15 protein-coding genes are annotated in these 16,089 nt (G+C 52.5%); 12 read left to right on the top strand and 3 right to left on the bottom strand.

Annotation, left to right across the window (positions count from 1 at the left end):
- Nucleotides 1-154 precede the first annotated feature (154 nt).
- From M467_RS29195 to M467_RS29185, 3 genes are all read right to left on the bottom strand, one after another.
- A complete protein-coding gene (locus M467_RS29195; RefSeq protein ID WP_021067763.1) occupies nt 155-721 on the bottom strand; it encodes a GNAT family N-acetyltransferase in 567 nt (188 codons plus the stop codon).
- Nucleotides 722-922: 201 nt separating this feature from the next.
- Nucleotides 923-2,074, bottom strand: coding sequence for an amidohydrolase (locus tag M467_RS29190; protein WP_021067762.1), 1,152 nt, complete (start codon nt 2,072-2,074; stop codon nt 923-925).
- A gap of 13 nt (nt 2,075-2,087) precedes the next feature.
- A complete protein-coding gene (locus M467_RS29185; protein ID WP_021067761.1) occupies nt 2,088-2,996 on the bottom strand; it encodes a TIGR01777 family oxidoreductase in 909 nt (302 codons plus the stop codon).
- A gap of 152 nt (nt 2,997-3,148) precedes the next feature.
- On the opposite strand from M467_RS29185, the gene recX reads away from it, so the two are divergent.
- The 12 genes from recX to M467_RS29125 all read left to right on the top strand — a co-directional run bounded on the left by recX (nt 3,149) and on the right by M467_RS29125 (nt 16,089).
- Entirely contained in the window at nt 3,149-3,961 is an 813-nt protein-coding gene (recX, locus tag M467_RS29180) for a recombination regulator RecX (RefSeq protein ID WP_021067760.1), read from the top strand.
- A gap of 49 nt (nt 3,962-4,010) precedes the next feature.
- Entirely contained in the window at nt 4,011-5,648 is a 1,638-nt protein-coding gene (locus tag M467_RS29175) for an L-lactate permease (protein ID WP_021067759.1), read from the top strand.
- A 314-nt stretch (nt 5,649-5,962) separates the two neighbouring features.
- Entirely contained in the window at nt 5,963-7,687 is a 1,725-nt protein-coding gene (locus M467_RS29170) for an ABC transporter ATP-binding protein (RefSeq protein WP_021067758.1), read from the top strand.
- A gap of 22 nt (nt 7,688-7,709) precedes the next feature.
- Nucleotides 7,710-9,755: an ABC transporter ATP-binding protein gene (locus tag M467_RS29165; RefSeq protein WP_021067757.1), complete on the top strand. Its 2,046-nt coding sequence runs from the start codon at nt 7,710-7,712 to the stop codon at nt 9,753-9,755.
- 9 nt (nt 9,756-9,764) lie between these two features.
- Complete coding sequence (locus tag M467_RS29160; RefSeq protein WP_021067756.1) at nt 9,765-10,943, top strand: RtcB family protein; 1,179 nt, start codon at nt 9,765-9,767, stop codon at nt 10,941-10,943.
- Nucleotides 10,944-11,011: 68 nt separating this feature from the next.
- Nucleotides 11,012-11,326, top strand: a complete 315-nt coding sequence (locus M467_RS29155) for a YfhH family protein (protein WP_021067755.1) — start codon at nt 11,012-11,014, stop codon at nt 11,324-11,326.
- The gene (locus M467_RS29150; protein WP_021067754.1) at nt 11,323-11,592 is read left to right on the top strand and encodes a YfhJ family protein; all 270 of its coding nucleotides are present in this window, start codon (nt 11,323-11,325) and stop codon (nt 11,590-11,592) included. The genes M467_RS29155 and M467_RS29150 overlap by 4 nt, the downstream gene beginning before the upstream one ends.
- Nucleotides 11,593-11,757: 165 nt before the next feature.
- The gene (locus M467_RS29145) at nt 11,758-12,297 is read left to right on the top strand and encodes a helix-turn-helix domain-containing protein (RefSeq protein WP_021067753.1); all 540 of its coding nucleotides are present in this window, start codon (nt 11,758-11,760) and stop codon (nt 12,295-12,297) included.
- A 13-nt stretch (nt 12,298-12,310) separates the two neighbouring features.
- Complete coding sequence (locus M467_RS29140) at nt 12,311-13,417, top strand: ABC transporter ATP-binding protein (RefSeq protein WP_021067752.1); 1,107 nt, start codon at nt 12,311-12,313, stop codon at nt 13,415-13,417.
- The gene (locus M467_RS29135) at nt 13,404-14,225 is read left to right on the top strand and encodes an ABC transporter permease (protein ID WP_021067751.1); all 822 of its coding nucleotides are present in this window, start codon (nt 13,404-13,406) and stop codon (nt 14,223-14,225) included. Before M467_RS29140 ends, M467_RS29135 begins: the two co-directional genes overlap by 14 nt.
- Nucleotides 14,222-15,022 (top strand): ABC transporter permease, encoded by an 801-nt coding sequence (locus M467_RS29130; protein ID WP_021067750.1) that lies wholly within the window; start codon nt 14,222-14,224, stop codon nt 15,020-15,022. The genes M467_RS29135 and M467_RS29130 overlap by 4 nt, the downstream gene beginning before the upstream one ends.
- Nucleotides 15,019-16,089 carry an ABC transporter substrate-binding protein gene (locus M467_RS29125; RefSeq protein WP_021067749.1) on the top strand — a complete coding sequence of 357 codons (1,071 nt, stop codon included), beginning with the start codon at nt 15,019-15,021 and terminating at the stop codon, nt 16,087-16,089. Before M467_RS29130 ends, M467_RS29125 begins: the two co-directional genes overlap by 4 nt.

Here is a 16,089-nt window from a genome sequence, read left to right as displayed (position 1 = left end):
ACAAAACGGTTAACGGGGACGTGTGATAATTCCCTCATACTTCTATCATACCTATCTCTCCGAATTAGAACAGAAATATTCATTGTCGTAAAGTTGTCCTCATGAAATCCACACAAAAACGCCACAAAAAAGCCAATTCTTTGTCAGAATTGGCTTATGCTTCGAGCTGGGCTTCGTACGTATGGTCAAATTCAGGCGCATGGAGTGAGTGCAAGTAAAGTTGGAAACTCGACTTCGACACTTCATACAGCACGTATTCGACATCACCTTGATTGATTTCAGTTAGTAATTCAGACCGAATCTCATTGGCGCAGAAAGCGTACGGCAGTTTTTCCGCCGCCGCGATTGAACGCTCATTCGATTGACGGATTTTCAAAAATACACTTTCAATGTCAAGTTCGAAGAAAAGTTCTGAGAAGAACGCTTCTTTCGCGACTTGATTGTAACCTTTGCCGTGATACGGTTTGCCAAGCCACGTCCCGAGGAATCCATAGCCGGATTCCACATCGAACAAGCTGATTGTCCCGATTGGGGTACCAAACTCGTTCGTGATGGTACGTGAGATGATGTTTCCTTGCTCTTCTAGCTCGATGATTTGCTTCGTGCTAAATAAAAACTCGTCAAAGTGGACCGTCTTTTGACGGACATATGGAAAGACATCTGGGTGTTGCATCAGTTCGAACAACTCCGCGCAGTCGGTAAGCTCACGAAATTTGAGCACCTTTACATTCCTCCTCCTATTTCAGACCGCTGAAGAATAGTTGTAACGAAAGCATACTTCTGGCTTCGTTGTTCGAACTTGCCTTGGCTGCTCCCTTTTATGAAGTTACAAGATTATTTTATATAGTTTTTTTAAAAAAGCAAGTAAATAAAATGCAACTTCACAAAAAAATAATAAGAGCGCTTTCACGACTGGTGTCACTCACATCTCGTGATGCGTTTTCGAGCGGCTCGTCGAGTAAACGATGTGACCGTCGACGATGGTCATAATCGGCTTCGACATGTAGTCGAGCGGGAAGTGGCTCCATAGGACAAGATCGGCATCTTTGCCGATTTCGAGCGAGCCGATGCGGTCGTCTACTCCGAGCGATTCAGCCGGATGAATCGTGATGGCGCGGAGCGCGACGTCGACGGGAAGCCCTTCGCGGGCAGCAAGACCGGCGCACAAATTCAAATATTGAACCGGCGTATAAGGATGGTCCGTCGTGATGGAGACGATCATATCGTGCTCATGTAAGATGCGGTACGTCTCCCACGTCTTGTTTTGGAGCTCGATTTTCGACTTCCGTGTGAACGTTGGTCCGACGGTGACATGTTTGACACCGAGTTCGCGCAACTTTTCGGCGACGAGATGTCCTTCCGTACAGTGCTCGATCCGATAATCGAGGTCAAACTCTTGTGCGAAGCGGACAACCGATAAAATATCGTCGGCGCGGTGGGCGTGGACACGAATCGGCATCTTGCGATCGAGCGCCAGTTGAATCATCTGGCTACCGAACGTGCCGATCGTCTTTGTCGAATCAACGGTCCGGAACGCTTCACGTAACAAGCCCATGATTCCCATCCGGGTCAACTCGCCGGATTTCCCCATGCTGTGGACGCGCTTCGGGTTCTCGCCGAGCGCGAGTTTCAGGCCGGCATAGCGGCGGAGCACCATGTCCTCGATGAAGCGGCCATGGGTTTTGATGACACTCGTCACGCCGCCGATGACGTTCATACTGCCAGGCATGACTTGGACGGCCGTCACCCCGGCCATGAGCGCTTCCCGGAAGCCCTCATCGAGCGGATAGACGCCATCGATGGCCCGTGCGTGCGGGGTCATCGCCTCGACGGTCTCGTTCGCATCGTTCCCGACTGAACCCGTCCCTTCGTCATACAGTCCGAGATGGGTGTGGGCATCGATGAAGCCGGGGAACAAGAAGTTGCCTTCGGCTTCGATGACCGTCTCTCCGTCGAGCGGGTCCAACAAGTCCGCCATCTCGACGATTTTGCCGTCTTTGACGCGAAGGTCCCCGTAAAAATGTGGTGCGGTGATCGGATAGATATGGGCGTTACGAATTAACAAATTACTCACGTGCTAGCTCCTTTCAAGTCAAATGAAGTAGTTGTTTCAGGGCGGGTTCTAACGTTTCATAACGGAACCGGAAACCGTGGTTGAGGGCTTTCGTCGGAACGACTTTCGCTCCTTCGAGGACGATGACGCTCTTCTCTCCGAGTGCGAGCTTGAGGAGCGGCGCCGGGGCGGGTGCCCAGTGGGGACGATGCATCACCCGGCCTAGCGTCTTCCCGAATTCGTCCATCGTGACAGGCGTCGGTGCCGTGCCATTGACGGGTCCCTCGATCGTACTCGTCTCGAGGATATGGACGAACAGACGGACGAGGTCGTCTAAATGAATCCACGGCACCCATTGCTTGCCGGAGCCGAGTCGTCCACCGATACCAAGCGTGTACGGCAACTTCATGAGCGGGAAGGCGCCGCCGTCATTCGATAAGACGACACCGGTCCGCATCGTGACGAGACGGATGCCCATGTCTTGAACGGGTTGCGCCTCTTTCTCCCACAATACGCAGACGTTGCCTAAAAAGTTGGTTCGGTCGGGGAGCGGTGTCGCTTCCGAATACGTGATGGATCGATCTTCACCGTATATCCCGATGGCGGACCCGCTGATGACGACGCTCGGCTTGCGTTTCATATTTTTAATGATGCGGACGACTTCTTTCGTCCCATCGATCCGACTTTGAAGAATGGCTTGCTTTTGTTTGTGCGTCCAACGTCCGTCGTTGATCGAGGCTCCTGCCAAATGGACGATGGCATCGACGTCTTGAAGCTCGGATTCAGGATGACTATCGGGCGTCATCCATTCGACGAACGAGATCCCTCCTTGCCGCGGACGTGGGTGGCGCGTCAATACGACGACTTGATGTCCGGCTTCGGCGAGCGCGCGTACGAGCGGTCGGCCAATCAATCCGGTACCACCAGTGATTGCTATTTTCATGGGTCTCCCTCCAATATCCTTTAAGCGATTTCAAAACGGGTATGAGGACTATAGGAATGTCTTGTACAGATAATACCCCTTCTTCTAACTTATCAAAAATCCTGCCCGAACGGGGAACGTGATATGTTAGAAGCAGGAAATGGAGGGATTTTGTGAAAATCGCCAAGTTTACGACCCAGAAGAAAAATCAAGATCGATTGAACGTCTTTGTCGAAAAGGACGGACGGGAGGAATTCGCGTTTGCCATCGACCTCGACGTCTTCATCAAATACGAATTGACGAAAGGGATGGAACTCGAGGACGATTTCGTCCGGGACGTCCTTCAAGCGGAAGAAGAACAGAAAGCGTACAAAGCGGCCGTCAACTATTTATCGTATCGAATGCGTGCCGTCTCAGAGGTGCGTGACTACCTCGTGAAGAAAGAGATAGATGAGTCAGCCATCAAACGCGTCATTGAACGCTTGATTGAACAGCGCTATTTGAACGATGCCGAGTTCGCCAAAGCTTACACCCAGACAAAGTTCAATACGAGCCCGAGCGGACCCGTGAAAATCAAACGAGAACTCGCTCAGCTTCAAATCGCTCCGGATCTTATCGAAGACGTCATCGCCGCCATCTCGCACGAAGACCAGCTTGAAAAGGCCGGAAAGTTCGTAAATCGGAAACAAATGGAAACAAATCGCCGTTCCGCCACAGAAGTGCAACAAAGAATTCAACAAACCCTGATGCAAAGGGGATTTTCGTTTGATATCATTTCAGAGGCGATTCTCACGTTTTGGGAGAACGAGGATGAGGACGTTGAACTTTCAGCTTGTCTGACACAGGCTGAAAAACTGAATCGAAAGTTTAGCGGGTACGCCCCATATGAGCGGAAACAACGGATGAAGATGCAGCTTCGTCGCAAAGGTTTTCCGTATGAGGTGATTGAGAGGGCGTTAGAGAGGCTCGCTGAACAAGAGTCATAATGGGAGATGTTTTTACGGTAGGGGAAAAATCTGAAAAGGTGGGTCTACATTGACGATTTTTGAATGGATTACAGCACTGATGCCGATTGTGGCAGTGCTCATCTTATTGGTCATTATGCGTTTACCGGCGTCGGTTGCGATGCCACTATCTCTCGTCTTGACGGCTGGACTTGCGTTCTTCGTCTGGCAGCTCGACGCGACGCGAATCATGGCGGCGACGCTACAAGGACTTGTCATCGCCATCACGACAGTCTGGATTGTCTACGGTGCGATTGGAATGATGAATACGATGAAAGAGGGCGGCGGCATGAACGCCATCCGTTCCGGCTTCATCAACATTACGCCCGATCCCCGGATTCAAGTGCTCATCGTCGGTTGGTTGTTCGTCTCATTCATCGAAGGCGCATCTGGTTTCGGTACACCGGCCACGGTTGCGGCACCACTGTTAATCGCACTCGGCTTCCCGCCGATCGCTGCCGTTGTCATCGCCTTGTCGGCAGACGTATCGGCCGTCACGTTCGGCGCGGTCGGGACACCGGCCTTAATCGGGATTGGGAACGGGCTGTCACTTGACGTCAACCAACCCGAGACGATTGAGTTTTTGACAACCGTCGTCTTGCAGACGGTGCTCATCGATATGTTCGTTGGTCTTTTTATCCCATTCATTTTAATCTTGATGCTGACGCGATTCTTCAGTAAAGAAAAATCGATTAAGCCGGCGCTCGAAGTATTCCCGATCGCGATCGTCGCGGCGCTCGTCTATAGCATCCCGGCCTACATCTGGACGCTCATCCTCGGATTCGAGTTCGGGGGTATGCTTGGTGCATTGACGGGTCTCATCATTCTCGTCACGATGGCACGCAAAGGCATCCTCATGCCGAAACGGTTATGGACGTTCGACGGCTATGCCGATGAAATCGATCAACCGCTCGAGAAGCCGTCCGTCGGCAAAGGCAAACGCGAGCTTCCGCAATGGAAAGCGTGGGCCCCTTACTTGATTTTAACGATTTTCCTCGTGTTGACGCGGACCGTGCCGTTCTTGAACGAACTGACGCGTAGCGTCCGCATCGATTTGCCGAACATTTTGAGTATCGAAGGCATCTCGACATCGTGGGAACCGTTCTATTCACCAGGCTTCATGTTCATCTTGACGATGATTGCGACGTTCTTCCTCCATAACATGAGTTGGTCGCAAGTGACCTCGGTGTTTAAAGCGACGACGCTCGGTGTCGTCGGGACGGCGATCACGCTCGCTGCTTCCGTGCCGATGGTTCGGATTTTCATTCATTCGGAAAATGGTGGGGCAGGTCTCGCTTCGATGCCGGTCGAACTCGCAACGGCTGCGGCCGACACGTTCGGTGGCGTCTGGCCGCTCGTCGCACCTTGGATTGGTGCGCTCGGGGCGTTCGTTTCCGGGTCGGCTACGTTCTCGAACATGATGTTCTCGAGTTTAACGACGAATGTCGCCGAGTCGGTTGGAGTCAACGAGACACTTGCCTTGTCGATGCAGATGGCGGGGGCGAACGCCGGTAACATGATTTGCGTCTTGAACGTCGTCGCAGTCGCCTCAGTGGCAGGGCTCCTCGGAAAAGAAGGAACTATTATCCGCTATACGCTCATGCCAATGATTTATTACGTGACAGCGACCGGTCTTGTCGGTTTGATGCTCGCTGCATTCTTCTTGTAAAAAGTTACAAATTATTTACGACAATAATATTGACAATTTTCTGAACAGTCTGCTAAGGTTTTAGTAGATTTTCAAACTATGAACAGAGAGGAGCCAGCATGATGAAGTACATCCCAACACTACAACGCACACACACAACATCATATGGCTACTCGTATTTGACTGCATAATTTGGCAGCTGGATAGGGGTAGTGTCCTTTCCCTGACCATGCAAAAGACTGAAGACTCAGAAGCGTACTTCATCCGATTGGTTGCACAATCAGGTGACGTGCGCTTTTTTGCGTGCGCGGAAAGGACGAAAGGGGGAATCAGTCATGAAACTGATTAAACAATTAGATTGGTTTATTAAAAGACAAAAGCGGACGTATATCGTCGCCATCATCTTGTTGATTATCACCGGGGTCGTCGATATGCTCCCGCCGTGGATCATCGGACAGGCGATTGATGCGATTCGCGAAGGCAGCCTGACGACAGAACGGCTTGTTATGATTGTCGGGTCATTGCTCGGCATCATGGTATTATCGTACGTCCTTTCGTATGTATGGATTGCCCGCCTCTTCGGGACGGCGTTCCTGCTCGAGAAAAAACTGCGGGCCCGATTCTTCGGACATCTGCTCCGGCAGACACCGCGCTTTTATCAACAGCACCGCACGGGTGATTTGATGGCGCTCGCGACGAACGATTTAAAAGCGGTGGAACGGACGGCTGGATTCGGTGTCATGACACTCGTCGACTCGTTCAATATGACACTCATCGCTCTCACCATCATGGGAGTGTTCATCGATTGGAAATTGACGCTCGCGGCACTCCTGCCGATGCCGCTCCTTGCCTGGTCGATGAATAAGCTTGGCCGCCAAATCCATGCCCGCTTCACAGCGGCGCAGGATGCGTTTGGCGTGATGAACGACCAAGTCGTCGAATCGATTTCAGGCCTTCGGGTCGTCCGCTCGTTCGTCCAAGAAGACGCGGATACGAAAAAGTTCGATACAATCACCGACGACGTCATGGCCAAAAACATGCACGTCGCCAAAATCGACGTCTTGTTCGAACCGGTTATTAAACTGCTCGTCGGCTTGAGCTATTTGATCGGGTTGTCGTTCGGCACGTACCTCGTGTTCACGAATGACATCACGCTCGGACAGCTCGTCTCGTTCAATATTTATCTCGGGATGCTCATTTGGCCAATGTACGCGTTCGGGGAACTGATTAACGTCGTACAACGGGGAACGGCTAGCCTCGAACGAATCGAAGCGACGATGAACGAGACACCGGATGTCGTCTCGACCGGCACGGTCGAAGTCGGCGTCCCGGAGAAAATCACGTTCAAATCATTGTCGTTCCAATATCCAGGATCGACCCGCGCCTCGCTCGAAGACATCGTTTTGCACGTGTCGCGTGGTGAGACGATTGGGGTCGTCGGACCGACCGGGGCCGGCAAGACGACGCTGTTGCGTCAATTGCTTCGGGAGTATCCGATTGATGACTCGTTACTCGTCAACGGTGTCCCGATTCACGACATCAAACTCGATACGGTACGCGGTTGGAGCGGTTACGTCTCGCAAGAACATTTGCTGTTCTCGAAGACGGTCCGCGACAACATCTTGTTCGGCTCAAACGATGCGTCGGCACAAGATCTCGAGACGGCGATCCGGCTCGCGGCGTTCGATACCGATATCGAACATTTGGAAAACGGTCTCGACACGGTCGTCGGGGAGCAAGGGGTTATGCTCTCGGGCGGTCAGAAACAACGGCTCTCGATTGCCCGCGCCCTCTTGAAAGATCCAGAGATCCTTTTGCTCGATGATTCGCTTTCAGCGGTCGACGCCAAGACGGAAGCGCGCATCATCGATTCGGTCCGGACGAGCCGGGCCGAACAGACGACGTTCATCGTCGCGCACCGCCTGTCCGCTGTCGCCCACGCCGACCAGATTCTTGTGTTACAAGACGGTCGTGTGACGGAACGGGGCACGCATGACCAACTGATGGAACGACGCGGTTGGTATTATGAACAATACGTTCGACAAGGAGAGTCGGAGTAATCCGGGAAAGGGGGAATCTCTCATGATCGATCAATATGAATTAGATCCAGTCCGCAGGAAGAAAACGATCCGTTCACTCGTCGGCTATGCCAAACAAGTGAGACGCTCGATTTTCCTCGGTTTGACCTTACTATTTTTAGCGGTCGGCGCCGAATTGGCCGGACCGTACATCGCCAAAATCATCATCGACGACCACATTGTCGCCATTGAGCGGGATTGGGTACAAGTCGAGTCAGGCGGGAGTGTCGCTTTTGACGGAAACTCCTATGAAAAAGAGACGAGGATTGACGGAGAGACGGTCGTCCGTCCCGTCTCGATTGTGCAGACGACAGACGGCTATTATCTCGTCCCTGACGCCGTCATTAGTGGTGGCGTCCGTGAGGTCGAAGATGACGTGCTCACCATCACGCGAAGCGAAGAGACGGCGACGTATGACAACATCGTGCCGCTCTCGTCGACCGACGTCTTCCGTTTTTACGAGACGGATTTGCGGGCCGTGCTGTTGCTGTCTGGTCTGTACGTCGTCTTGCTTCTTATCGCGGCAGGGTTGAACTGGGGGCAACAGATGCTTCTCCAACGCTCGGCCCATAACATCGTCAAAACGATGCGCCTTGACGTCATGCGGCATTTGCAGACGATTCCGGTCCGTTACTTCGACCAGACACCAATCGGGAAAATCGTCAGCCGGGTCACGAACGACACCGAGACGATTCGCGACCTATATTTGGGCGTCCTCGCACGTGTTTTCCAAAGCGTCGTCATGATGATCGGAGTCTTGATCGCCATGTTCTTCTTGGACGTGCGCCTCGGTCTCGTCTCGCTCATCATCATCCCGGTCGTCATCGTTTGGATTAAATTGTTCCAACGCCTGTCGACCCGGAACAACTTTCGTGTCCGCGCCCTCGTCGCGGATATGAACGCCCAATTGAATGAGAGCATCCAAACGATGCCGATCATTCAGTCGTACGTCAAAGAAGATCTCGTCTATGACGAGTTCAACGAGAAAAACAGTGACAACTTCCAAACAAGACGGAAGCTGCTCAAACTGGATGCACTCATGTCGCACAACTTGGTCAACTTCTTCCGCAACATGGCACTCGCCTTACTCATCTGGGTCGTCGGTGCGCAGACGCTCGGAACGGGGAGCGTGCTCACGCTCGGGATTTTGTACGCCTATATCGATTACGTGTCACGGATTTTCGAGCCGGTGACGCAAATCATGAACCAGCTGTCTCCGCTCCAACAGGCACTCGTCTCGGCAGACCGGATGTTCCAGTTGCTTGACGAGAAAGGGGAAGACGTGTCGGCGGAACGAATCGCTCGCTTTAAAGGTGAGGTCGTGTTCGACGATGTGTCGTTCAGCTATGAAGCCGGGAAACCGGTACTCCAACACATCGATATCCATGCGGCACCAGGTGAGACGGTGGCGCTCGTCGGACATACCGGCAGCGGTAAGAGTTCGATCATGAACTTGCTCATGCGCTTCTATGACCCGTCAGAAGGAACGCTCAACATTGACGGTATGGACGTGACGAAACTACCGACCCAAGCCGTCCGGGCCCATCTCGGCATCGTGCTTCAAGACCCGTTCTTGTTCACAGGCTCGATTCGGACGAACGTGACGCTCGGCGATGAGACGATTTTGGACGACCGCGTATGGCGCGCATTGACGGCGGTCGGAGCCGATCGTTTCGTCAAACAGTTGCCACACGGGCTAGACGAGCCGGTCATCGAACGCGGCGCCTCGCTCTCGAGCGGAGAGCGCCAGTTGATCAGCTTCGCCCGCGCCCTCGTCTTCGACCCGGCCATCCTCGTCTTAGACGAAGCGACGGCAAGCGTCGATTCAGAGACGGAAGCGCTCATCCAAGAAGCGCTCAAAACGCTCACGTACGGACGGACGACGTTCGTCATCGCGCACCGTCTCTCGACGATTCGGGAAGCGGACCAAATCCTCGTCCTCGACCACGGTCACATCATTGAGCGGGGCAACCATCAGTCGCTCATCGCGGCAGGCGGCGTTTACGCCCGGATGCATGAGCTGCAAAGTAAACAACAAGCCATCAGTTGAGGAGGTCTTATGGAGATTATCGGAAAGCATAACCGGGCCAAAGTATTCAATGAACGGATTGACGATACGACGCGGGCCCAAATCCAAACGCTTGTCGACCAACCGTTCACGCAAGGCGCCTCGATTCGAATCATGCCGGACATGCATGCCGGCAAAGGGTCGGTCGTCGGGACGACGATGACGATTCACGACAAGGTCGTACCGAACCTCGTCGGCGTCGACCTCGGGTGTGGCATGCTCTGCACGGAAATCAAGGTGAAGCGAATCGACTTTCAACGGCTCGATGACGTCATCCATCAATACGTACCGAGCGGGATGAGCATCCGGGATACAGCACACCCGTACGCCTCTGAGCTCCCGCTCGAGGACGTGCGGGCGCCGTATAAGCTGGACCGGGCACTCCGCTCAGTCGGCACGCTCGGCTCGGGCAATCATTTCATCGAAGTGAACCGGGACGAAGCCGGACGCACGTTTCTCGTCATCCACTCCGGCTCACGCCACCTCGGTGTCCAAATCGCTGACCATTATCAACAGTTGGCGGTCGAGCACATGATGAACACGGTCGACATTCGGGACGAGATTGAACGGATGAAGGCAACGAGGCGGCAGCAGGACATCTCGGCCTATCTCGAGACGGAGCGCGAGGCACGGAAACGTTTCCGCGACCTCGCCTACGTCGAAGGGGAAGCGATGGAAGATTACATGCACGACGTGCGCATCGCACAGCAATATGCGGCCGCCAACCGTCTCGCCATGACCGACGTCATCGTCGAGGCGATGAACTGGAACGTCGTCGATCAATTCGATACGGTCCACAACTACATCGATCACGACGCGATGATGCTTCGAAAAGGGGCCATCTCGGCGCGGGACGGCGAGCGGGTCATCATTCCGATGAACATGCGCGACGGCTCGCTCATCTGTACTGGCAAGGGCAACCCCGACTGGAACTTCTCGGGACCACACGGCGCCGGTCGCGTCATGTCACGCTCGGCCGCGCGAAAACGCGTCGACTTCAACGAATTTAAAAAGTCGATGGCAGATGTCTGGTCAAGTTCGGTCCGACCATCGACGATTGACGAGTCACCGTTCGTCTATAAGTCGATGAAGGAAATCGTCCGTTATATCGAGCCGGCCGTCACCATCAATCAAATCATCAAACCGCTCTACAACTTCAAGGCGAACTGAACATCGTTTCAGTTTCGCCTTTTTCTTTTCCACGAAAAATCTGATACGCTACAAGAGAGGTGAGCGAAATGGAAAAACGATTAAGCGATTTATCAAAATATGAGCTTGAACAAGAAATTCGAGCGCTCCATGAACGGAAGCGGAAAGCCGAACAGATGGGCATGGTCAGTGAGATTGAGGTCGTCTTGCGACGGATCGCGATTGCCGAGAGTTATTTGATTGACCCGAAATCGTTCAAGCCGGGGGCGACGTATATCGTCAACTATAACGAGCGCCCGTTCCGCTTGAAGTTCGTGAACGGTGTCATGGGCTGGGGGACGTTTGAAGGGGAGACGGCTGAACATGCGATTCCGCTCTCGGAGTTGTCGGAGGTGAAAGCATGAACCGGACCGAACAATACGAGCGCTTGGCCGAAATCTTGAAACAGAAAAACGATGTCTTGAGCGAGCTTGAGGCGTTGACGTGGGTTGAAGTGCTGTGGGAGGATTTTGAGACGACGCTCGCCCGTGCCGGCGAACCGTATCCTGGGGAAGCAAAATCGTTCCAATATGTCGTGCAACAAATCGATGCGTACGGCCCCCAGCTCCACCTGTTTCAAACAAAAAATGAGAAGTTCAAACATTTGATGTCTAAGCGCGACATCCATTAAAAATCACGCCGGAAATCGGCGTGATTTTTTACTTGCAAACTGCACACAATCCGTTATAATAAAGGTCGCTATTAGTTCGCTTTGTAGTTAAGTATTTATAAACTTTCTTTAGTTGGAATCATCTTTCACTAAACTTGAATCAAAGCTGAAAGGAGGGATTGTGACTTGGAAGTCGGTCAAAAAATCAAGCGGCTCCGCGTCAAGAAAGGGCTGACGCAAGAAGAGTTGGCCGAGCGCACGGATTTGAGTAAAGGCTACATTTCTCAAATCGAGCGTGATTTGAGTTCACCTTCGCTTGAGACGCTATTCGACTTGTTGGAAGTGCTCGGATGTTCGCCGAAAGAGTTTTTTGATGAAGATGTGAATCAAAAAGTGATCTATACCGAGGACGATCGGACCGTCTACGTCGACGAGGAGCGGAAATATCGGACTGAATGGCTCATCCCGGAATCGAACGAAAAAGAGATGGAACCCATTTTACTAACGTTCTCGAAGCAGGGCGAGTTCAAACGATATGAGCCGTCGCGATCGGAGACGTTTGTCTATGTCCTATCGGGGCACATCGCGCTAAAACTTGGCAATCATACGTACTTCGCCAAGACCGGAGAAACACTCTATTACGTCGCCTCCGATTCGCATCAACTCGTCAATGACTACGACGGCGAGAGTGAATGTTTAATCGTCGCGACCCATTCATATTTATAAGGGAGGAACTGAAATGAACCCAGAAACGATTATTCGCTTTGACAATGTGTCGAAGCGTTACGATGACACCGTCGTCTTAGAAAACATCAGCTTCGAGATTGAGAAAGGGAAGTTCTACACGTTGCTCGGGCCATCTGGATGTGGGAAGACGACGATTTTACGTTTGATCGCCGGCTTCACGGATGCGTCAGCAGGCGATATCCAGTTCGACGGGAAACGCATCAACGACGTCCCGGCGAACAAACGTCAAGTGAACACCGTGTTCCAAGATTATGCGCTCTTCCCGCACTTGAACGTGTTCGAGAACGTCGCGTTCGGTCTGCGCATCAAGAAGATGAAAGAAGCGGACGTGAAGACGAAAGTCGAACAGGCGCTCAAATTCGTCAACTTGAAAGGGTATGAGTCACGTGAAATCGATGAGATGTCAGGCGGGCAGCGCCAACGTGTCGCCATCGCCCGTGCCATCGTCAACGAACCGGAAGTCATCTTGCTTGATGAACCGCTCTCGGCGCTCGATTTGAAACTCCGGACCGAGATGCAATATGAGCTCCGCGAATTGCAACAGCGTCTCGGCATCACGTTCATCTTTGTCACGCATGACCAAGAAGAAGCGCTCGCGATGTCGGATGAGATTTTCGTCATGAATAACGGGAAAATTGTACAAAGCGGGACACCGACTGATATTTACGATGAGCCGATCAACCGTTTCGTCGCCGATTTCATCGGGGAGTCGAACATCGTACCGGGCGTCATGCCAGAAGACAACGTCGTCACGTTCGCCGGGAAGACATTCGATTGCGTCGACCAAGGGTTTGATCGCAACGAGAAAGTCGAGGTCATCATCCGTCCGGAAGATTTAGAGATGACATCGGTCGAATCTGCGAAACTTGTCGTCGACGTCGACTCGCAACTGTTCCGAGGCGTTCACTATGAGATTTGCTGCTATGACCAAGAGGGCAACGAATGGCTCGTTCATTCGACGAAAAAATCGGTCGTCGGTTCGAAAATCGGCCTCACGTTCGATGATGAGGCGATTCACGTCATGCGCTTAGGAGAGACGGAGGAAGAGTTCGACCGTCGTCTCGAGTCCTATGAGGAGGTCGCTCATGAATCAAACTAGTCAAACCGCGAAGACGGTCTATTTGACGACCTACTGGTTATGGATTGCGCTGTTCGTCATCGCGCCGCTCCTGCTCGTCGTCTACTACTCGTTTTTTGATATCGAAGGGAACTTGAGTTTAGAGAACTATCAGATGTTCTTCACGTCGACGTATTTGACGATGACGTTATCTTCTTTCTGGTATGCGTTCTTGATTACGTTCTTCTCGCTTTTGATCGGGTACCCGACCGCCTATTTATTGACGAAGACAAAGCATAAGCAACTTTGGCTTTTGCTCATCATTTTGCCATCATGGATCAACCTATTGCTCAAAGCCTATGCGTTCCTCGGCATTTTCGGGACATACGGCATCACGAACCAGTTTTTAGAGGCGATCGGCATCGGGACACGACAGATTTTGTTTACGGACTTCAGTTTCGTGTTCGTGTCAGTTTACATCTTCATCCCGTTCATGATTTTGCCGATTTATAACGCCATCGAGAAGCTCCCGCCGTCGCTCGTCTATGCGTCGCGCGACCTCGGGGCCTCGAACTGGACGACGTTCCGCCGGGTCATCTTCCCGCTCACGCTCGACGGTGTGAAGTCAGGGATTCAAATCGTCTTCATCCCGGCGTTGTCGCTCTTCATGATCACTCGACTGATTGCTGGGAACCGTGTCATCACGCTCGGGACGGCGATTGAACAACAATTCCTCGTCACGCAAAACTGGGGCATGGGCTCGACGATTGCCGTGTTCTTGATTTTGGCGATGGTCCTCGTCATGGTCATCACACGTGACTGGGGCGCGAAAGGAGCGGTGCGTCGATGAAACCGAAAAAATTTAAATTAGCCAACCTCTATTTGATGGCGGTGTTCTTCATCCTCTATGCACCGATTCTCTATTTGGTCGTCTACTCGTTCAACAGTGGCGGGACGATGAGTAACTTTGAAGGCTTTACGCTCGATTGGTACAAGTCGCTCTTTACCGACACGCGCCTGCTCGTTATCGTCTTGAACACGATTGTCATCGCCTTGCTGTCGGCGACGATTTCAACCGTGCTCGGCGTCATCGGGGCGCTCGCTATCTATACGGCGCGACAACGCTTCACGAAGACGTCACTCTTATCACTCAACAACGTGTTGATCGTCAGCCCGGACGTCATCATCGGGGCGTCGTTCCTCATCTTGTTCACGATGCTCGGGATTCAGCTCGGCTTTTACTCGGTGCTATTGGCGCACATCGCCTTCTCGGTACCGATTGTCGTCATCTTGGTCTTGCCGAAGCTGCAAGAGATGAGTCCGACGCTCATCGATGCGTCGCGTGACCTTGGGGCAAGTACGTGGGACGTCTTGACGAAAGTCATCTTGCCGTACATCACACCGGGTATCTTTGCCGGGTTCTTCACGGCACTCACGTATTCGCTCGATGACTTTGCCGTCACGTTCTTCGTGACCGGAAACGGCTTCACGACACTTGCCGTTGAAGTCTACTCACGCGCCCGTCAAGGCATCTCGCTCGAGATTAACGCCTTGTCAGCCATCTTGTTCTTGTTCACACTCATTCTCGTCCTTGGGTATTATGTGCTCGCCCAACGCGGTGGTAAAGCGAAGGAGGTAAGACGATGAAAAAATTGGTCATCATGTTGACGGTACCGGTCGTCGTCAGTTTCGGCCTCTTGCTCTGGGTGTATCAAATCAATATGGCGCAAGGGTTCGGCGGCGATAACACGCTCGTCGTCTACAACTGGGGCGATTATATCGATGAAGACTTGATTGGAGAGTTCGAGGAAGAGACGGGCTTGAAAGTCATCTATCAGACGTTCGACTCGAACGAGGCGATGCTCACGAAAATCGAGCAAGGCGGTACGGCGTTCGACATCGCTGTCCCATCGGATTACGCCATCAGTAAAATGATTGAAGAAGACCTGCTCTTGCCGATCGATTATGACAAGCTCGAGAACTTCGATAACATTGACCCACGTTTCCTCGACAAGTCGTTCGACCCGGGCAACACGTACTCGGTCCCTTACTTCTGGGGGACGGTCGGCATCGTGTATAACCCTGAACTCGTCGACGGTGAGATTACGTCGTGGAACGACCTATGGGACATGCCGCTCGAGAATGACATCTTGCTTGCAGACGGGACTCGTGAAGTGATGGGCTTCGGTCTGAACTCACTCGGTTACTCGCTCAACACGACGGACAAAGATGAGTTGCTCGAAGCGGAGAAGAAGCTCGAGACGCTCTGGCCGAACATTAAAGCGATCGTCGGCGATGAAATCAAGATGCTCATGGCCAATCGCGAAGCGGCCGCGGCCGTCGTCTGGTCAGGTGACGCCTCCGAAATCATGTACGAGAACGAAGAACTGACGTACGTCATCCCGGAAGAAGGGACGAATCTCTGGTTCGACAACCTCGTCATTCCGAACACATCGAAAAACATCGAAGGCGCGCACCAGTTCATCGACTTTATGCTTGACGCGGAAATCGCGGCCCGAAACACCGATTATGTCGGATATTCGACACCGAACGAAGCGGCACTTGAATTTTTAGATGAAGAAGTGACGTCAGACGAACGTTTTTATCCGACAAAAGAAGTGACGGATGAGCTCGAAGTGTATGAGAACTTAGGCAAACGCATGAACGCGTACTACAACGAACTATACTTGCGCTTTAAAATGCAGAGTAAATAA

It is taken from the genome of Exiguobacterium chiriqhucha RW-2 (assembly GCF_000416965.1).
Classification (GTDB): Bacteria; Bacillota; Bacilli; order Exiguobacteriales; family Exiguobacteriaceae; genus Exiguobacterium; species Exiguobacterium chiriqhucha.
This window is presented reverse-complemented; position numbering and strand designations above follow the sequence as displayed.